This window comes from Stutzerimonas stutzeri, assembly GCF_000590475.1.
Lineage (GTDB): Bacteria > Pseudomonadota > Gammaproteobacteria > Pseudomonadales > Pseudomonadaceae > Stutzerimonas > Stutzerimonas stutzeri_D.
In genome coordinates this window covers 788,775-808,152 of sequence record NZ_CP007441.1, presented here as the reverse complement: position 1 = coordinate 808,152, position 19,378 = coordinate 788,775, and the positions used below count along the sequence as shown (strand labels likewise).

Annotated in this window: 19 protein-coding genes; 5 read left to right on the top strand and 14 right to left on the bottom strand. The window is 60.9% G+C overall.

The features are described from left to right. Positions 1–106 precede the first annotated feature (106 nt). Together rpmA and rplU are read right to left on the bottom strand one after the other, a co-directional pair. The gene (gene rpmA, locus CH92_RS03810; RefSeq protein WP_025240448.1) at positions 107–364 is read right to left on the bottom strand and encodes a 50S ribosomal protein L27; all 258 of its coding nucleotides are present in this window, start codon (positions 362–364) and stop codon (positions 107–109) included. A 35-nt stretch (positions 365–399) separates the two neighbouring features. Then, positions 400–711, bottom strand: coding sequence for a 50S ribosomal protein L21 (rplU, locus tag CH92_RS03805; RefSeq protein WP_003302133.1), 312 nt, complete (start codon positions 709–711; stop codon positions 400–402). A 248-nt stretch (positions 712–959) separates the two neighbouring features. On the opposite strand from rplU, the gene CH92_RS03800 reads away from it, so the two are divergent. Further along, the gene (locus CH92_RS03800; RefSeq protein ID WP_025240447.1) at positions 960–1,928 is read left to right on the top strand and encodes a polyprenyl synthetase family protein; all 969 of its coding nucleotides are present in this window, start codon (positions 960–962) and stop codon (positions 1,926–1,928) included. Between the two features lie 157 nt (positions 1,929–2,085). Further along, complete coding sequence (locus CH92_RS03795; protein ID WP_025240446.1) at positions 2,086–2,313, top strand: hypothetical protein; 228 nt, start codon at positions 2,086–2,088, stop codon at positions 2,311–2,313. Positions 2,314–2,322: 9 nt separating this feature from the next. On the opposite strand, the gene CH92_RS03790 is transcribed toward CH92_RS03795, so the two are convergent. The 5 genes from CH92_RS03790 to mscL all read right to left on the bottom strand — a co-directional run bounded on the left by CH92_RS03790 (position 2,323) and on the right by mscL (position 7,351). After that, positions 2,323–2,940 (bottom strand): FKBP-type peptidyl-prolyl cis-trans isomerase, encoded by a 618-nt coding sequence (locus CH92_RS03790; protein WP_025240445.1) that lies wholly within the window; start codon positions 2,938–2,940, stop codon positions 2,323–2,325. Positions 2,941–3,082: 142 nt separating this feature from the next. Next, complete coding sequence (locus tag CH92_RS03785) at positions 3,083–3,571, bottom strand: TIGR00645 family protein (protein ID WP_025240444.1); 489 nt, start codon at positions 3,569–3,571, stop codon at positions 3,083–3,085. Positions 3,572–3,733: 162 nt separating this feature from the next. After that, positions 3,734–4,069 (bottom strand): hypothetical protein, encoded by a 336-nt coding sequence (locus CH92_RS03780; protein ID WP_025240443.1) that lies wholly within the window; start codon positions 4,067–4,069, stop codon positions 3,734–3,736. A 152-nt stretch (positions 4,070–4,221) separates the two neighbouring features. Further along, the gene (locus tag CH92_RS03775; RefSeq protein WP_025240442.1) at positions 4,222–6,693 is read right to left on the bottom strand and encodes a Lon protease family protein; all 2,472 of its coding nucleotides are present in this window, start codon (positions 6,691–6,693) and stop codon (positions 4,222–4,224) included. A gap of 247 nt (positions 6,694–6,940) precedes the next feature. Then, positions 6,941–7,351 carry a large-conductance mechanosensitive channel protein MscL gene (gene mscL / locus CH92_RS03770; protein WP_025240441.1) on the bottom strand — a complete coding sequence of 137 codons (411 nt, stop codon included), beginning with the start codon at positions 7,349–7,351 and terminating at the stop codon, positions 6,941–6,943. 211 nt (positions 7,352–7,562) lie between these two features. Here mscL and CH92_RS03765 point away from each other — a divergent pair, with 211 nt between their 5' ends. Continuing rightward, positions 7,563–7,832, top strand: a complete 270-nt coding sequence (locus tag CH92_RS03765) for a YdcH family protein (protein ID WP_025240440.1) — start codon at positions 7,563–7,565, stop codon at positions 7,830–7,832. Positions 7,833–7,972: 140 nt separating this feature from the next. Here the strand turns inward: CH92_RS03765 and CH92_RS03760 are convergent, their stop codons facing one another. After that, positions 7,973–8,407, bottom strand: a complete 435-nt coding sequence (locus CH92_RS03760; RefSeq protein ID WP_025240439.1) for a CopD family protein — start codon at positions 8,405–8,407, stop codon at positions 7,973–7,975. Between the two features lie 116 nt (positions 8,408–8,523). Between CH92_RS03760 and radA the strand changes: the two genes are divergently transcribed. Beyond that, a complete protein-coding gene (gene radA / locus CH92_RS03755; protein ID WP_025240438.1) occupies positions 8,524–9,885 on the top strand; it encodes a DNA repair protein RadA in 1,362 nt (453 codons plus the stop codon). A gap of 18 nt (positions 9,886–9,903) precedes the next feature. Here radA and CH92_RS03750 read toward each other — a convergent pair whose 3' ends face one another. From CH92_RS03750 to CH92_RS03725, 6 genes are all read right to left on the bottom strand, one after another. After that, entirely contained in the window at positions 9,904–10,272 is a 369-nt protein-coding gene (locus tag CH92_RS03750; protein ID WP_025240437.1) for a PilZ domain-containing protein, read from the bottom strand. 62 nt (positions 10,273–10,334) lie between these two features. Next, on the bottom strand, positions 10,335–10,796 hold the full coding sequence (locus CH92_RS03745; RefSeq protein ID WP_025240436.1) for a methyltransferase family protein: 462 nt from the start codon (positions 10,794–10,796) through the stop codon (positions 10,335–10,337). Positions 10,797–10,918: 122 nt separating this feature from the next. After that, entirely contained in the window at positions 10,919–11,557 is a 639-nt protein-coding gene (locus CH92_RS03740; protein ID WP_025240435.1) for a response regulator, read from the bottom strand. Positions 11,558–11,582: 25 nt separating this feature from the next. Then, entirely contained in the window at positions 11,583–12,935 is a 1,353-nt protein-coding gene (locus CH92_RS03735) for a cache domain-containing protein (protein ID WP_025240434.1), read from the bottom strand. A 169-nt stretch (positions 12,936–13,104) separates the two neighbouring features. After that, positions 13,105–14,358, bottom strand: coding sequence for a serine hydroxymethyltransferase (gene glyA, locus CH92_RS03730; protein ID WP_025240433.1), 1,254 nt, complete (start codon positions 14,356–14,358; stop codon positions 13,105–13,107). Positions 14,359–14,486: 128 nt separating this feature from the next. After that, entirely contained in the window at positions 14,487–17,225 is a 2,739-nt protein-coding gene (locus CH92_RS03725; protein WP_423833157.1) for a sensor domain-containing protein, read from the bottom strand. A 439-nt stretch (positions 17,226–17,664) separates the two neighbouring features. On the opposite strand from CH92_RS03725, the gene ettA reads away from it, so the two are divergent. Next, a complete protein-coding gene (ettA, locus tag CH92_RS03720; protein ID WP_025240431.1) occupies positions 17,665–19,332 on the top strand; it encodes an energy-dependent translational throttle protein EttA in 1,668 nt (555 codons plus the stop codon). Positions 19,333–19,378: the final 46 nt, after the last annotated feature.

Below are 19,378 nucleotides of genomic sequence, written 5' to 3'. Positions count from 1 at the left end.
AAACCCAGCGAAACTAGAGCAAAGCAGTGTTTTGCAAGAGCCCTACAGAGAATACAGAAACAAAAAAGCCCCGTCGCATGACAGGGCTTTTCCAGCAACGCCGCGATCAGGCCGCGACGACGCTCACGTAGCGACGGCCGAAAGCGCCCTTCACTTCGAATTTGATCACGCCTTCCACTTTCGCAAACAGGGTGTGATCCTTGCCCATGCCTACGCCATAGCCGGCGTGGAACTGGGTACCGCGCTGACGCACGATGATGTTACCGGCCTTGATGACCTGGCCGCCGTACATCTTCACGCCAAGGCGTTTGGCTTCTGAGTCGCGACCGTTGCGGGTGGAACCGCCAGCTTTTTTGTGTGCCATGAGTTCAATACTCCTATAAGGGGATTCAGGCCCGATTAGCCCTGAATACCGGTGATTTTGACCTCAGTGAACCACTGACGGTGGCCCTGACGCTTCATGTGGTGCTTACGACGGCGGAATTTGATGATGGTGACCTTGTCATGACGACCTTGGGCGATCACTTCAGCAGTGACCTTGGCACCATCAACCACCGGAGCGCCGATCTTGACATCGTCGCCGTTGCCAATCAGCAGAACGCGGTCAAAAGTGACGGCTTCGCCAGTGGCAACTTCGAGTTTTTCAATCTTGAGGTATTCGCCTTCGGCGACCTTGTATTGCTTGCCGCCGGTAACGATAACTGCGTACATCTGTGTATCTCCGTTGATCCTGCTCACCCAGCGCTTAAGTGAAATAGTTAGTGGCTGGCATGGCTGCTTGGGGCCGGAAGGGACGCCCTTGCAATTGCGTAAGGCAGGGAAATGCCCAGGGGGAAAGTTCAGGGTCCGCGATTGTACGCATCCACCCATGTCGGCGCAATAGCCGCCTGGCCTTGCCTTGACAGTGCCTGACCCGCCCCATAGCATGCCGCGCAACCTCCGAGGAGTACTGGTCCCCGATGCAACCCCAGGCCTTTTACCAAGTAGTGGCTGAAGATTTTGCCGCCGTTGACGGCATTATCCGCAACCAGCTGACTTCCCGCGTACCGCTGGTGGAAAAGATCGGGGATTACATCACCTCGGCTGGCGGCAAGCGCCTGCGCCCGCTACTGGTCCTACTCAGCGGCAACGCACTGGGACTCAAAGGCGAGCAGTTGCGCCTGCTGGCCGCCATTATCGAATTCCTGCACACCTCGACACTGCTGCATGACGACGTGGTCGACATGTCGGGCATGCGTCGCGGCCGTTCCACGGCCAACGCCCTGTGGGGTAACGCGCCTAGCGTGCTGGTCGGCGATTTTCTTTATGCGCGCTCGTTCGAAATGATGGTCGACCTGGGCTCGATGCCGGTCATGCGCATCATCTCCCAGGCCACTCGAGTCATTGCCGAGGGCGAAGTGCTGCAGCTGTCCAAGGTGCGCGATGCCAGCACCACGGAAGCGGTCTACATGGAAGTCATCCGTGGGAAAACCGCGATGCTCTTCGAAGCATCCACCCACAGCGCCGCCACGCTCGCCGGCGCCAATGATGAGCAGCGCGAGGCTCTCCGCACTTTCGGCGACTATCTAGGCATCGCCTTTCAGCTGGTCGATGATCTGCTGGATTACCAGGGTGACGCCGAAACCCTGGGCAAGAACGTCGGTGACGATCTGGCCGAAGGCAAGCCGACCCTGCCGTTGATCTACACCATGCGCGAGGGCACAGCCGACCAGGCTGCACTGGTGCGCAAGGCTATCCAGAAGGGCGGCATCGAAGATCTCGAAAGCATTCGCAACGCAGTAGAAGCGTCTGGCGCTCTTGAATACACCGCCCGCCTGGCACGCGACTACGCCGATCGGGCCATCGCTTGCCTCGAACTCATTCCGAGCAATAGCTATCGGGACGCCCTAGTGGAACTCAGCCGTTTCGCTGTCGCTCGCACACACTAACCTTTCAGTCAAAGGGTGCGCTTAAGCACCCTCATTTCAACGTCCACCCTATCTGCCCACATCGGTCCGACCACCATTGATCGGCACTGAGAATTTTGGCGCTTGCATGTTTGCAAATAACAATTATTCTCATTAAGCAAATCAACTGGAGGCGAACATGACTTATCTGATCGATGCCTGGCTGGACCGACCACACCCCTACCTGAGGATCCTTGATCGCAATACGGGTGCGATATGCGTTTCGCTAGAGGGAGACGCCTTGGACGAGCTTCGTGACCTGGGCGATTTGGACCTGCAGGAACTGAGCACCAGCGAACCCTGTGTGCTCAAGGAACAGGTGCGCAACCTGTTCCTGTTCTCCTACGCCCGGGCGTTGCGCCCGTAGCGTTGTTATTTACAGAACGGCCAGCAATTCGACGTCGAACACCAGCACGCTGTGTGGAGGGATGCTGCCGACACCCTGGGCGCCGTAAGCCAGCTCGCTCGGCACATAGAGACGCCATTTGCTGCCCACACCCATCAGTTGCAGTGCTTCGGTCCAACCGGCAATCACACCGCCCACCGGAAACTCGGCCGGCTGACCGCGCTGGTAGGAACTATCGAATACCGTGCCGTCGATCAGCGTGCCGTGGTAATGAGTACGAACCTGATCGTCGGCACTGGGCGTGGCGCCTTCGCCCGCAGTCAGCACTTCGTACTGTAGGCCCGACGCCAGCGTAGTAACGCCGTCGCGTTTGCCATTCTCGATTAGGAAAGCCTTACCTTCACCCGCGGCGGCTTCTGCCTTGCGTTGTGCTTCAGCCTGCATGCGCTCGCGAATCACAGCAAAGCTGGCGTTGAGATCTCCCGGACTGACCTGACTGGCGGCACCGCCAAAAGCATCGCGAATGCCAGCGATCACGGCATCCAGGCTGATGCCTGGCGGTGGGTTTTCGCGCAGCTGGTCGCCCAGCTGACGACCGATGCCGTAGCTCACGCGCGTTTCGTCGGTGGATAGGTTGAGGTCGGTCATGCCTGGACTCCGCTGGAAAAAAGGGCCGACAGCCTAGCACAGCTCGCAGACGGGATTCGTCTCGGCCCCGCTAGCGGCCTCACGGCGCTTGACGCCGGGCATGAAAGCCAAAGCGCATCGCCCGGCCGCGGAGCCGTGTGCTTCAGTGTTTGGTGAGCTTATCCAGGTAACCCATGGCGAAGGCGGAGAAGACGAACGTCAGGTGAATGATCACGTACCACATCAACTGCTCGCTCTCGAGCTGCTGAGCGTCCATGAACATGCGCAACAGGTGAATCGACGAAATTGCCACGATCGAGGCGGCAACCTTCATCTTCAGCGAGCCGGAGTCCATCTTGCCCAACCAGTCGAGCTTTTCCTTGCCTTCGTCGACATTCAGCTGCGAGACGAAATTCTCGTAGCCGGAAAGCATCACCATCACGAGCAGGCCACCGACCAGCGCCATATCGATCAGCGAGAGCAGCTTGAGGATCAGCTCGCCTTCGCTCAGCGAAAGCACGGCCGGGAGGATGTGCCAGATCTCTTGAAAGAATTTGATCGCCAAGGCCAGTAAGGCGAACGCCAAGCCAAAGTAGATAGGCGCCAGCAACCATCGGGCGGCATACATGGTGTTCTCGATCAAGCGTTCCATCTGTTCTCACTGCGAGCGGATACCGGCAGGCGAGTATACGCAGCGCCACGGAGTCTTCAAGACGGCTCTGTGAGGCGGGTTTTTTCATGTGGATAAAAAATACAGGGCAGTGGCGTCCGATGGGAAATGCCGCCTAGCAGCGCGAGCCGGCCGGAGCGGCAATCAGGTCCTGGATTCCCATCCGCCCAGGTAACGGGCTTGATTGGCGTTTATCTTGCGCAGCTCCGCCTGCATATGCAGCTGCCAGATCGAGGGCGAATCGGATTCGCTATAACCCTGCCCATGGAGATTACTTGCAATCGCCTTAAGCACCGACTCAGCCTCGCGAGAGCCATGGAATGGGCCTTGCGCCTTGATGGCGGTAGGTTGACCTCCATTGATGCCAGCCGCACAAAGCAAAGTCCACAAGCCATTGCCTCCGGCCAATGGACGGATGATGCATTCAATACGCGTAACCAGGCCCAGGCACTGGCGGTTCAGACAGAGCGTGTGAGACATGACGGCGATCCTCGCGCTAGGTTGCGCACCGCCATCCTGGACGAATGGGCGGCCAACCTGTTTATCCCCAAAATTTGTGGATAACCATGTGGACAGAGAGTGGGACCTCTCCTCCTCTGCAGACCTGCCGCCGCTCGTATCGTTCCGTTCAGTTAGTGGTCAATGTGGAGGCTACTCGCTCTGCTCAGCCCCTTTGCCTGTGTCGTTGCCAGCGCCACCTCGGGAGAGGTCGCATCGCCCTTGTTGTCGTCTTCCAGCTCAATCTCGGCAATATCGCGCAAACGCTCCACCACCCGGGCGTTGACACTGCCTTTGGGAAACTGCCCGTCCTTGTCCGCGGCGCCTACCGGCTCGCCCACCAGCAGCGAAAGCGCTTCATCCACATGACGGACCGCGTAGATATGGAACCGGTCCTGACGCACGGCATCGAGTACGCGTTCGTCGAGCATCAGCGTCGTGACGTTGGCAAAGGGAATGATCGCGCCCTGCTCACCAGTCAATCCACGTGCTTCGCAAAGACGGAAGAAGCCCTCGATCTTCTCATTGACGCCGCCGACCGCCTGCACTTCGCCGAACTGATTGATTGAACCAGTGATGGCGAAGCACTGCTTGAGTGGCGTGCGCGAAATGGCCGAAATCAGCGCACAGCACTCGCCGAGCGAGGCGCTATCGCCATCGACATAGCCATAGGATTGTTCCAGGGCGATGCTGGCGGAAATCTCCAACGGAAATTCCTGCGCATAGCGGCTGCCGAGAAAACCGGTCAGGATCATCACACCCTTTGAGTGAATAGGCTGGCCGAGATTGACCTCTCGCTCGATGTCGACGATACCCGAACCACCCGGATAGACGGTGGCGGAAATGCGCGCCGGCATGCCGAACGCCGAGTCGCCGACTTCCAGCACGGTCAGGCCGTTGCACTTGCCGATCGCCGCGCCTTCGCTGTCTATGAGAATGACGCCTGCGAGTATGTCTTCGAGAATACGCGCCGAGACACGTCCGGTGCGAGTGGCCTTAGCCTTCAGAGCACGCTCGATGTGACCGACGTCGGTCACCTCATCCTTGGCCAGCTGGCGGATGAAATCCGCTTCGCTGACCAGCTGGAACAGATCACCAATTCGCGCCGACAGCCGTCCCTGATGCTCGGCCAACCGTGCGCTGTAGGTCGCCAGCCGCGCCACCGCCGCAGCGGTCAACGGCGCCATGCCCTCTTCCGAAGTACGCGTCTTCATTAACTGCGCGAACTGCTCGAGACTGTCCTCGGCTAAAGGAATCTCCTCGTCGAAGTCCACCAGTACGCGGAACATCTCCTGGAAGTCCGGATCGAGATCCTGCAGCGTGTAGTACAGCTGCCTTGAACCGATGATCACCACCTTGACATTGAGCGGGATGACCGCTGGATTCAATGTCACCGTGGCCAGACGCCCGAGTTCGGCCAGTGGCGACTCCATCTTCAGCTTGCGCGACTGCAAGGCCCGCTTGAGCGCTTCCCAGACGAAGGGCTCGCTGAGCATCTTTTCCGCTTCAAGCATCAGGAAGCCCCCATTGGCACGGTGCAGCGCGCCGGGCCGCAGCTGGCGATAGCTGGTGTAGAGCGCGCCCTGATCAGTGCTGTACTCGATCCGACCGAACAGGTTGTCGTAGGTCGGGTGCGGCTCGAACACCACCGGTGCGCCGCCGTCCAGCGGATGCCCGACCACCAGGCTCGGGCTGTACTGTTCTTCTAGCAACTGACGGGTCTGCGCGTCGGGACGGTTCTCGTCGACCAGCTGCTCGACTACAGTTTTCAGCAGGTTGACCTGCACGGCCTGCAGATAGGATTCGATGCCGGCGTTTTCGCCGTACTTCTCCGACAGCGGTGCCAATAGCGGTTGCAGGGCCTGACTGATGGTTTCGTCATTGAGCTGACGTAACTGATTGCTCGATTCACGCTTCCACTGCGGCAGGCTGGCGAGACCTTCGTTCAGATGAACTTCCAGCGCGGAAATGTCTTCGTGGTAGCGCTCGCGCTCCGCTTCCGGCAATTGGGCGAACTCCGCCTCGTCCATCGATTTGCCGTCTTTCATCGGTGTAAAGGCGATGTTGCTGCTGTCGCGGTAGAGCGCGATTTCCTTTTCCAGCGCGAGCTTCTCAATGACGTCCAGCGCCTTGTCGTAGCGCTGATTGAAGGCACGATCGATGGCGCTCTTCTTTTGCTGAAAGCTCGGGTGCTCGAACACCGCCGGAAAGGTCGCCATCAGATTGTCGATCAACTGCCCGATGTCGGCGATGAACTCCGCGGCACCGCCCTGTGGCAGCTCCACCACACGCGGTTCACGTGGCTCATCGAAATTGTTCACATAGACCCAGTCCGACGGCGTATCCAGGCGCTTGCCCTCGGCCTTGAGATAACGCCGCACGAACGAAAACCGCCCCGTGCCCGGCTCGCCCATCACATAGACGTTGTAGCCAGGACGCGGCATCGCCACCCCAAATTGCAGGGCCTCGACCGCACGCTCCTGGCCGAGCACGCCGAGAAAAGGCTCCAGCTCATCGGTGGTCTTGAAGTCGAATTGGCTGGGTTCGAAGGGACGGGTCAGCGCTTCGGGCGCCAGGCGCAGGCCGGCAGCGACAGTTTCGGGCATTGGGAATCCTTGCTGGGGGGCGACCTGACGGCCACGATTGATGCCACCATTCTGGCGATGCCTCCGGCTGGCCGCAAGGTTCAGCAGCGCTTGTTACGTGATGTCCGCCCGCTAGCGCATGCCCCGCATGTGCACCTCAGCCCCAGGGCGACCTTTTCACTTCGCCACTGGCTCCAATCCGCCCCAGCCGGCACCCTCGACCGGTACGCCGCAGCCCGGGTGAACGGCCATCTGCTGGCTTCCTTGTTCAGGTACGGTTCTGCGCACGCAACGCATCGCGAATTTCGGTCAGCAAGACCTCTTCCTTACTCGGCGCTGGCGGGGCTGACGGCGCTTCCGCTTCCTTGCGCTTGAGATGGTTGATGCCCTTGACCGCCAAGAAAATCGCGAAGGCCACGATGGTGAAATCGAACACCGTCTGGATGAAACGCCCGTAGCTCAAGGTAACCGCTGGCGTATCGCCTACGGCCTGCTTGAGCACGATCGCCAAATCGGAGAAATCCACACCGCCAATCAACATGCCCAGTGGCGGCGTCACCACATCGGCGACGAACGACGAGACGATCTTGGTAAATGCCGCGCCGATAATGATGCCCACCGCCATGTCGATGACGTTGCCCCTGACTGCAAACGCTTTGAATTCGCTGATCATGCCCATCTGAATGCTGTCCCGTTCGATTGAAGATATGCCGCCGGTACGACCGCCGTAGCGCTTCGACCCTCTGCAGCATAGGTTGGGTTCAACCGCCGGGCCAGACAGTTTCATGACATACGGAAACGCGGAACTGGCCTCGTCTTGATCGTCGTCAAAGCGATGCGAAGAGATACAGCTAACGTACGAGCCCTCAGACACGACCCGGAGCGGCACCATGTACGTCGAACATCACCCATTGATCAACGATTTCCCCGAAAAGCGCGAGCAGCTGCACAAGTTGCGCCAGCAAGACCCGGCGTTTCCCCGCAAGGCAGACACCTACGAGGCCCTGGACAAGCAGATCTGCCGCGTGGAAGAGGGTGTTGAAACCCTGGATGACGAGCCGCTCAGCGCACTGAAGCAGGAACGCGTAGCGCTCAAGAACGATATCGTCCGCGACCTGAAGCGTGCCAGCGGCAGTTGCTGTGGCCGCTGCTGCGGCTGAGCATGCCTCTCGCTACCGCACCCATGCGCTCAGACCCGCCTGACGCGACGGGTGCGAGTACGAAATACCGCGCCGCTCGGAATTGCCGGCTGCCTTCCGTTCGCCCTGCACCATGCCCGCCCAGCCAATCACTCGTGGTGCTAGAAAAGGCCGCCGAACCTGAACCCTGACCCTACCCACACAAATGCTACGGCCGTGAGCGTGATGAGGACGATATGTACGCCCAGTTGCGGCAGGCGCTGCGCATCCAGCTTGGGAATCAACGCCAGCCGTGCATGTACACCCAGCGCTGCAGTGAAGCCCAGCAGCACCAGCTTGGCCTGAACCAGATGAGCAATGGGCGAGTCGCCCAACCACTGCGAGTGCGGCAACCACTGCCCGGCCAGCCAGATCCCGGTAGCGATCTGCAACAGCAAGGCCGGAACCCCGACCCGCTCGTAGAGCTGCTCGAATGCGCGTACCGGCTGAACGTCGCGTGCCCGCACCGCGCCGGGCAACACGCTGAACAACAGCACCAGATGCCCACCGACCCAGACGCTGGCGCCAAGAAGATGCAGAAACAACATGTAGCGCATGGGTCGACTCCTGTTCGATTTGTTTACAGTCTGGCGACTTGCTGCGTGCTTGTGGCTGATGGAGATCAAGCCAGCCGCTATCATGCGACTCCATTTCGTCCGACACGGAGTACCCCATGGCCAAGGCCAAGCGCATGTATGGCTGCACCGAATGCGGCTCGACCTTCCCCAAATGGGCCGGCCAGTGCGGTGACTGTGGCGCCTGGAATACCTTGGTGGAAACCGTCATCGACGGCGCCGCGCCACCCTCGGGCCGAGCTGGCTGGGCGGGTGATCAGGCGAACATCAAGACCCTGGCCGAAGTCAGCGTCGAGGAAGTGCCGCGCTTCTCCACGGCTTCCGGCGAATTGGACCGCGTGCTCGGCGGCGGCCTGGTCGATGGCTCGGTGGTGCTGATTGGCGGCGACCCCGGCATTGGCAAGTCGACCATCTTGCTGCAAACGCTGTGCAATGTGGCTCGGCAGTTTCCGGCGCTCTATGTCACGGGTGAGGAATCCCAGCAGCAGGTGGCCATGCGCGCGCGCCGACTGGATCTGCCGCAGGACAAGCTCAAAGTGATGACCGAAACCTGCATCGAATCGATCATCGCCACCGCACGGCTGGAAAAACCCAAGGTGATGGTCATCGACTCGATCCAGACCATCTTCACCGAGCAATTGCAATCGGCACCGGGCGGCGTCGCCCAGGTGCGCGAAAGCGCGGCGTTGCTGGTGCGTTTCGCCAAGCAAAGCGGCACGGCGATCTTCCTGGTCGGCCATGTCACCAAGGAAGGAGCGCTGGCCGGGCCGCGCGTACTGGAGCACATGGTCGATACCGTGCTGTATTTCGAGGGAGAATCGGATGGGCGGCTGCGGCTGTTGCGTGCGGTGAAAAACCGCTTCGGCGCGATCAACGAACTGGGCGTGTTCGGCATGACCGACAAGGGGCTCAAGGAAGTCACCAACCCTTCGGCGATCTTCCTCACCCGCGCTCAGGAAGCGGTGCCCGGAAGCGTGGTCATGGCAACCTGGGAAGGAACGCGGCCGATGCTGGTCGAAGTACAGGCGCTGGTCGATACCAGCCACATGGCCAACCCGCGCCGCGTCACCCTGGGCCTCGACCAGAATCGCCTGGCCATGCTACTGGCGGTGTTGCACCGCCACGGCGGCATTCCCACCTACGACCAGGACGTGTTCATCAATGTGGTGGGCGGCGTCAAGGTGCTGGAAACAGCATCGGATCTGGCGCTGATGGCCGCGGTGATTTCCAGCCTGCGCAACCGGCCGTTGGACACCGACCTGCTGGTATTCGGTGAGGTAGGACTATCCGGCGAGATCAGGCCGGTGCCGAGCGGCCAGGAGCGGTTGAAGGAGGCCGCCAAGCACGGGTTCAAGCGCGCCATCGTGCCCAAGGGCAACGCGCCGAAGGAGGCACCCGCCGGGCTACAGGTCATCGCCGTGACGCGGCTCGAACAGGCGTTGGACGCCTTGTTCGAATAAGGCCAGGCGGGAGGTAGCTCAGGACTCGCCGAGCGCCGCCAGCTCACGCTCCAGCAGGGCCTCGTCGCCCAGATTGAGCTCCACCAGCCGCCGCAGATGACTGATGGAGTCGACGTCGATGTGCCGACAGACCATGCCGATCAGCGCGCCTTCATCACGGGTCGTCTCCACCTCCATGCGCACCTCGGCGTCATCGGCGAGCCGTATCCGTGCCTCGAACGGCTGGGAGGGATCGGCATCCCAATCCGCTGGACGATGCACCAGCAAGCCCTTCAGCGAAAGATCATGCAACTCGACCGACCAGCGGCGCTGCCCCTGCACCAGCTCCGTTTCGGCATCGAAGGCGAAGCGCTGGAAGCGCCGACGGTCGCTGCTTGTTTCATTCATCAAAACTACTCCCGGAAATTCTCGTTTAACTATAGGCCAGGCTCACGGCGTCGAGGCCATGCTCAGAGCCAACGCCGCACGCGCCGCCGATAGGTCCGGTATTCGTCGTCGAACAACCGTGTCAGCAAGCGCTCCTCATGGACGATCACAGTGCGCTGCATGCAGTAGATCAGCAAGGGCAGCAGCAACCAGGGCCATAGGCTCTCGAGCAATAGCCCTATACCGCAATAGATCAGCGTGTCGGCCAGATAAATAGGATTGCGTGAGAAGCAAAACGGTCCTGCCTGCAACAGGCTGCTCGGTTTGCCGTAGGGATTGATAGTCGTGCGGTGACGAAACATCAGCAATGCCGCCCAGAGCATCAATACGATGCCGAGTGCAATCGAAACCCAACCGGCGTAACGCGACAGCTCATGCTCCGGCAGATCGAGCGGCATCCACTGCGCCAGTCCCCAGGCGCACGCGATGAAAGCCAGGTAGACCAAAGGGGGTGGCAGAATCACGCCAGAAGGTATGACAGACATAGGGCATGGCATCCGCAGGCGATTCGATTGAGGCAATCCTACAGGCGCCAATGACGATGCGTCTGCTCTGTTCAACGATAGCGGCCAAACGGCCCAGCGACCGACATTCCGTAAAAAAAACGCTAGTGCTGGCCCGGAAGCCAGCCATGCACCATGGCGTGTTTCATAAGGTCCGCCGGCCGATCTATATCGAGCTTGCGGCGAATGCTCAGTCGATGGGTTTCCACCGTCCGCACGCTGATCTGCAGGGCGCGCGCCATGGTCTTGTTGTTATGTCCCTGAGCCAGCATCAGCAGCACTTCCCGCTCGCGTGGGGTGAGCTCACGCTCCTCGGCGCCGCGGCTGGCCAGCTTCTGGGCAACACCTTCGCTGTAGTAGGTCCCGCCGGCGGCAATCGCCTCGATGGCGACGATGATCTCCCGTGACGGCGCGTCCTTGAGCACATAGCCGCGGGCACCGACTTTCACCGAGGTGTTCACGTACTCCTGGTTGTCGTACATGCTCAGCATCAGCACGCGGATATCAGGAAACTCGTTGCGTAGCGATTGAGTCAGCTCGAGCCCGTTGATGTCCTTCAGGCCGATATCCATCAACACCACATCCGCCGGTACCTGGCGCAGCAGTTCAATCGCCTCGTTGCCAGAGCCTGCTTCACCGACGACATCCAGTTCGGGCACGGCCATCAGCAACGCGCGGATGCCGTCCCGAACTAGGACATGGTCGTCGATCAGTACCACCTTGATGCAAGCTTGCGGGTTCATTGAGCGAGCCTCTTATTATTGGGGTTCAACCGGCACGAGCCGGCAAGGTCACGTCCAACTCGGTGCCACCGGCCGCCGATAGCAGGCTGAAACGCCCACCGAAGTGCTCCACCCTTTCACGGATGTTGCGCAAACCGATGCCGCCGCCCTTGATGCTGTCGAGCCGACGCGGATTGAAGCCAACGCCGTCGTCCCGCACCCGCAGGCGCACTGACGCATCGTCGCCGTCCAGGCTGATATGCACGGACTGCGCCGCAGCATGCCGTTCGATATTGGTCAGCGCCTCCTGCAGCACCCTGAACAACGCGACCGCCACCGAATCATCGGGATCGCTGTCGCCGAGGCCGTTGTTGTATAGCATCTTCAGCCCACTGCGCTGTTCGAACTCTGCCACAAGCTGGCCAACTGCCGCTGGCAGGCCCAGGGTATCCAGCAGTGACGGGTGCAGATCGTGAGAGATGCGCCGTACTTCACCGATCGCTCCAGCCAGCCGCTCGACGCCGGTATCCAGCGTGCCCAGCGCCTTGGGGCTGCCGGTGGAGAGCTCATGGCTGGCCAGTTCGAACTGGAATTTGATCGATACCAGTAACTGACTGATGCCGTCGTGCAATTCACGAGATACCCGGGAGCGCTCCTCTTCCTGCAGGCTGACGATGCGCTGAGTCAGTACCTGCAGCTTGCGATCCGCCAGTCGACGCTCGCTGACATTGAGTGTCAGTCCGCTGGCAAAGACCAGCAGCACCGCAACCAGCGCGACACCGGCGATCGCCAGCATGGTGGTATGGATCCCGCCGGAAACCTCCTTTCGCACCTTCAGGATGGCTTGATCGACGTCTTCGAGATAGATGCCGGTACCGAGCATCCAGCCCCAACGGTCGAGCATCACTACATAGGCGAGCTTCGCCGCGAACTGTCCGGTGGAGGGCTTTTGCCAGGCATAGCGCTGGAAGCCCTTGCCGCTCTCGGCACTGTGCATCAGCGCCTGGATCACCGGCAGGCCGTTCGGATCGGTCATGTTCCACAAGTTCTGCCCCACCAGCTCGCTCTGCCGTGGATGCATCAGGTTGCGGCCGCTATGGTCGTAGACGAAAAAATAACCATCGCTGCCAAAACTGAAGCGGCCCAGCGCCGCGAGCACCTTCTGTTTCGTCTCGTCATCATCCAGGCCGCTGTCGTAGAGCGGCGCGATAGTGCTGATGGCCATCTCCACATAGTTCTTCAGCTCAGCCTGTTTGCTCGCCAGGATGCTGGCCTCGATCAGTTGCGCCTGCTGCTCGCCGAGGCGCTGGTTTTGAACGAAAACCAGCGCGCAGACGACCGCCACGGCCAGCAGCAGTGGCAGGATGCTCAGCGCGGCGATCTTGTGTTTGAGCTGCATGAGCCACTCCGAATGGCACGAACCCTGGCGGAACGCTGATGAAAACTAACCCAGACGGTGAGCCGCGCCCAGTGCCCACCGCCCTGTCCTGACCACAGGCCCGCCAAGCAGCGCGGCGCAAATACAAGAAAGCCCGGCATGGCCGGGCTTTCCTTGCTGCAACGAGGCGTTAGTTACCGTAGACCGGGAACTTGGCGCAAACGGCCTCGACCTTGCCGCGCACGGCCTCGATCACCGACTCGTCGCCCATCTTGTCGAGAATGTCGCAAATCCAGCCGGCCAAGTCGCGGCACTCGGTTTCGCCGAAACCGCGAGTGGTCACGGCTGGGGTGCCGATCCGCAGACCGGAGGTGACAAAGGGTGAGCGCGGATCGTTCGGCACGCTGTTCTTGTTCACGGTGATATGGGCACGACCCAGAGCGGCGTCGGCGTCTTTACCGGTGATGTCCTGTTTGATCAGGCTGAGCAGGAACAGGTGATTCTGAGTGCCGCCGGATACCACGTCGAAGCCGCGCTGAATGAATACCTCAGCCATGGCCTGGGCATTGTTCACCACCTGCTGCTGATATGCCTTGAATTCAGGCTGCAACGCTTCCTTGAAGCACACCGCTTTGGCTGCGATGACATGCTCCAACGGGCCACCCTGAGCACCCGGGAACACCGCGGAATTGAGCTTTTTCTCGATCTCGGCGTTGGCGCGCGCCAGGATCAGGCCGCCGCGCGGGCCGCGCAGGGTCTTGTGAGTAGTGGTGGTCACCACGTCGGCAAACGGCACCGGGTTCGGGTAGACACCGGCGGCGACCAGACCAGCCACGTGGGCCATGTCGACGAACAGGTAGGCACCGACCTTGTCGGCGATCTCACGGAAGCGGGCGAAATCGAGTTTCTGCGAGTAGGCGGAGAAGCCGGCGACGACCATCTTCGGCTTGTGTTCGAGGGCCAGACGCTCGACTTCGTCGTAGTCAATCAGGCCCTGGTCGTTAATGCCGTACTGCACGGCGTTGTACAGTTTGCCGGAGGAGGAAACGCTGGCGCCGTGGGTCAGGTGACCGCCGTGGGCCAGGCTCATTCCGAGGATGGTGTCGCCGGCGTTGAGCAGGGCCAGGTAGACGGCGCTGTTGGCTTGCGAACCAGCATGCGGCTGGACGTTGGCGTAATCGGCGCCGAACAGCTCCTTGGCGCGATCGATGGCCAGTTGCTCGACCACATCGACATGCTCGCAACCGCCGTAGTAACGCTTGCCCGGGTAGCCTTCAGCGTACTTGTTGGTCAGCACCGAACCCTGGGCTTCCATCACCGCTGGGCTGGTGTAGTTCTCCGAGGCGATCAGCTCGATGTGGTCTTCCTGACGCTTGGCTTCCTGCTCCATGGCAGCGAAGAGATCGGCGTCGAAACGGGCGAGTGTCAAATCACGGCTGAACATGGCAGTCCTCTGAGAATCAGCTGGCGGTATAAAAGAGAGGCGCGGATTCTACCCCATCCGCCGGAGCGCGGGTATGAGGCTTGATCATGTGCAACATGAACCCAACGCCTCTGCGAAACACGGCGAGCCTAGCCAAGCAGCGCCTGCAGCTCGCTGGCGGGCATTGGCTGGCCGAGGTAGAAGCCTTGCACCTCATCGCAGCCATGTTCTCGGAGGAAATCCAGCTGCGCCTGGTTTTCCACGCCTTCAGCGATGACCGACAGGCTGAGGCTGTGCGCCATGGCAATGATTGCCCGGGCTATCTGCCCGTCCTGTTCGCCCATCGGCAAGCCGTCGACGAAGCTGTGGTCAATCTTCAACACGTCGATGGGGAATGCCTTTAGGTAGTTGAGTGACGAATAGCCGGTGCCGAAATCATCGATGGCGATCGAGGGTCCGAGCTCCTTGAGCGAGCCGAGGGTGCGCATCGCCTCAGCGACATCCTGCATCAGGATGCTCTCGGTCAGCTCCAGCTCCAAGCAACTCGGCGGAATACCGCTGGACGCCAGGATCGCGGCGATGCGCTGACCAAGGCGGCCGTCCGCGAACTGCCGAGCCGAAAGATTCACCGCCACCTTCGGCACGGTCAGCCCCTGCGCCTGCCAGGCGGCGATTTGTCGGCAAGCTTCGCCGAGCACCCAGTTGCCCGCTTCGACCACCAGGCCGAGCTCTTCCAGCGCCGGAATGAACTCACCAGGCGGCACTAGACCACGGGCCGGATGCCGCCAGCGCAACAGCGCTTCCACGCCGGTCAGGGTACGGCCATCGGCGAGAAACTGCGGTTGATAATGCAGCACGAACTGCTGCTGTTCGAGGGCATGGCGCAGGTCGCTTTCCAGCTCGAGGCGCTCCAGCGCGCTGGCATTCATCTCGGCCTGATAGAACTGGAAGTTGTTCTTGCCGCGCTCCTTGGCGTGGTACATCGCGGTATCGGCGTTCTTCATCAACTGGCTGATGTCGTCGCCATCCTGCGGACTGAGCGCAATGCCGATGCTGGCCGTGACGAAAAATTCGCGACCCGACAGCACGAACGGTTCGGTCAGGCTGGCGAGGATGCGTTCACCAACATGGATTGCGCGGTTCAACGCCTCGTCGCGATCGGCGCCGTGATGCAGCAGGAAAGTGAACTCGTCGCCTCCCATGCGCGCCACCGTATCGTCTTCATCGACACAGGAGGCCAGACGCATGGCCACTTCCTTGAGCATTCGATCACCCGCCGCATGACCGAGCGAGTCGTTAATCGGTTTGAAGCGATCCAGATCGAGAAACATCAGCACCACCCAACCGCCGCGGCGCGCGGCCAATTGCAGGCTGCTGTGCAAACGATCCTGGAACAGCGTCCGGTTGGGCAACTGGGTCAGGCTGTCGTAGTAAGCCAGACGATGAATGCGCTTCTCGCTGGCTTTACGTTCGCTCATATCGCTGAAGAAACAGACGTAGCTGACCAGATCGTTCTCGGCGTCGCGCGCCGCGGTGATGCCGACCCAGCACGGATAGGTTTCGCCATCCTTGCGTTTGAGCCAGAACTCGCCCTCCCAGGTGCCGGCCTGGAGAATCTGGTCGCGTACGAAGGCCATCTGATTGGCTTGCTGGCGATCGGCGCTGAGCGCCATTGGCAGCTTGCCCAGCATTTCATCGCTGCCATAACCGGTGATGCGCTGGAACGCCGCGTTGACCTGTACGATCCGGCCCGCCGGATCGGTGACTACGATGGCAGCGGTGGAGTGGTCGAAGACCGTCGCCGCACGGCGCAGCTCCTTTTCCGCCTGGCGCTGCTGGCTGATGTCACGACCGATGCACAGGGCACCGTCGAAGCGATTGTTCTCATTCCTGATCAACATGATGCGCAGCTCGATCGTCACCGCCCGACCATCCGCGGCGAGACAGTCGAAATGCAGCGTCTGGCCCTGCAGACTCTGGCCGAGTTCGGCGAGCGCGACCGGATTGGCCGAGGCATTGCGCACCCGGCGCATCAGGTCGAAGAACCGCGCAACCTGGCGCGGCTTGGTTACCAGCCGATCGAGTCCATGGCGGGCCACCCACCCCGGGCTGTAGCCAAGCATGGTTTCCACCGACGGGCTGATGTAGTCGATGCGAACCGAGCTGTCGGTGGTGAAGATCAGATCCTGCAGGCTGTCGGCAAGCATGCGATAACGGCGCTCACTGTCGCGCAGCGAATGACTGTGCTCGATATTTGCGGTCACATCGCGGGCCACACCGATCAGGCGCCAGATCCGACCCTGGTCGTCACGCGAAAGCACTTGCTCGCGAATGCTGAACCAGCGCCAGCTGCCATCGCGATGTCGCCAACGCAGCAGCGCCTCCTGGCCGGCCTCCTCGGTGATCGAGTTGCGCAGAGCCAACAGTCGCCAGACGTACTCCTGATCGTCTGGATGACTGATGCGACGCCAGAACGCATTGCCATCCTCGCCACGTTCCTCTTCGCTGTAGCCCAGCCGCGAAGCCAGGTTGCTGTTGCTGAACAGCAATTTGCCGCTTCGGATGTCTTGCACGTAGAGCGTGTCAGGCACGGCCCGCAGCACTTCCGACCAGAAGCGCTCGCGCTCTTCCAGCGCCGTCTGAGCCTGCTGCTCGCGGGTGATGTCGCGCATGACCCAAACGAAACCGGAGGGTTGAGCGTCGGCTTCCAGGCGCAGTGCCCGGCGGGTAACGGAAAAGAGCTGGGGCTCCCCGTTCTGCAGCAGGCGTACGGGCTTCAGGCAGATATCGGCATGGACGTTGCTGGCATCGAAGGCCTGCGAGTCGAGCATGGGCAGCAGCTTCTGCAGCGAATAACGCGACATCTCTCGATTGCTCAGGCCGAACATCGTCGCAGCCTGACTATTGAGATACTGCAACCGACCGGAGAAATCACTGATCAGGATGCGCTCTTCGATGGCGTCCAGTGCGATGATCGAATAGCGCAGCGCCTGCCAGCGAGGCGCAAAACGCCGAGGCACCAGAAAACGGCCGCATGCCCGGGCCAAGCGCAGGCCAAATGCAGCAAACCACTCGGGGCGGGACGCCAGCGACTGAGAGCGATCGGTGTCGGTCACACGTATCGAACCTATCTGAGGAAGCAGCAATAGCCATACAACGGGTGCGGAATGCGAAGAATGCCTTGCTATAAGGCAAAACGCCATCACTCAAAAGGATTTGCTGCTGGTTTGCCCTGTCTGGAGCATTCCGGTAGCTTTGCCGAACTGTTTTGCCCGTCCGCCACGACGGGTTTTCATCCTTCTTTTCCTGTCACGGGCATTCGTCTCCATGGCTCAATACGTCTACACCATGCATCGGCTGAGTAAAGTCGTCCCGCCGAAGCGTGAAATTCTCAAGAATATTTCCCTGTCCTTCTTCCCCGGCGCCAAGATCGGCGTGCTCGGCCTCAACGGCGCGGGTAAGTCCACGCTGTTGAGAATCATGGCTGGCGTCGACCAGGAGTTCGATGGCGAAGCCCGCGCGATGCCCGAACTGAACGTCGGCTATCTGCCGCAGGAGCCGCAGCTCGATCCGAACAAGACCGTGCGCGAGGTCGTCGAAGAGGCGGTCAGCAGTATCAAGGACGCCCAGGCCCGTCTCGATGAGGTCTACGCCGCCTATGCCGAGCCGGATGCGGATTTCGACAAGCTGGCCGCTGAACAGGCCAAGCTCGAAGCCATCCTGCAGGCCAGCGACGGCCACAACCTCGAGCGCCAGCTGGAAGTCGCGGCTGACGCCCTGCGCCTGCCGCCTTGGGATGCAACCGTCGAACACCTGTCCGGTGGCGAAAAGCGCCGCGTCGCACTCTGCCGCCTGCTGCTGTCGGCACCTGACATGCTGCTGCTGGACGAACCGACCAACCACCTGGACGCCGATTCGGTGGCCTGGCTGGAACACTTCCTCCATGACTTCCCCGGCACCGTGGTGGCGATCACGCACGACCGCTACTTCCTGGATAACGTCGCTGGCTGGATTCTCGAACTCGACCGTGGCGCAGGCATCCCTTACGAGGGCAACTATTCCGGCTGGCTGGAAGCCAAATCCAACCGCCTGGCGCAGGAATCCAAGCAGCAGTCGGCCCATGAAAAAGCCATGAAGGAAGAGCTGGAGTGGGTGCGCAAGGGCGCCAAGGCCCGCCAGTCCAAGTCCAAGGCACGCCTGCAGCGCTTCGAGGAACTGCAATCGCAGGAATTCCAGAAACGCAGCGAAACCAACGAAATTTATATCCCGGCCGGTCCGCGCCTGGGCGACAAGGTCATCGATTTCAACAACGTGACCAAGGGCTACGGCGACCGCGTCCTCATCGACAACCTCTCGTTCAGCATGCCCAAGGGCGCCATCGTCGGCGTGATCGGCGGCAACGGCGCGGGCAAGTCGACCCTGTTCCGCATGATCATGAGCAAGGAACAGCCGGACTCGGGCAGCATTGAGCTCGGCGATACCGTGCAGGTCGCCTGCGTCGACCAGAGCCGCGAGGACCTGGACGGCAGCAAGACCGTATGGGAAGCGGTGTCCAATGGTTCCGACATGATCCGCATCGGCAACTACGAAGTCCCTTCGCGTACCTATGTGGGCCGTTTCAACTTCAAAGGCGGCGACCAGCAGAAATTCGTCAAGGATCTTTCTGGTGGTGAGCGTGGCCGCCTGCATCTGGCGTTGACGCTGAAGGAAGGCGCCAACGTGCTGCTACTCGACGAACCGTCCAACGACCTCGACGTGGAAACCCTGCGTTCATTGGAAGAGGCGCTGCTGGACTTCCCCGGCGCAGCCATCGTGATCTCCCACGATCGCTGGTTCCTCGACCGGGTCGCCACCCACATCCTCTCCTACGAGGACAACGGCGACATCGTATTCTTCGAAGGCAACTACACCGAGTACGAAGCCGACCGCAAGAAGCGCCTGGGCGACGCGGCGGCCCAGCCGCATCGGGTCAAGTACAAGAAGCTGGCGCAGTAGCGAAAAAAAGAACGGAGTCGAAAGACTCCGTTTTTGCGTGGCGAAC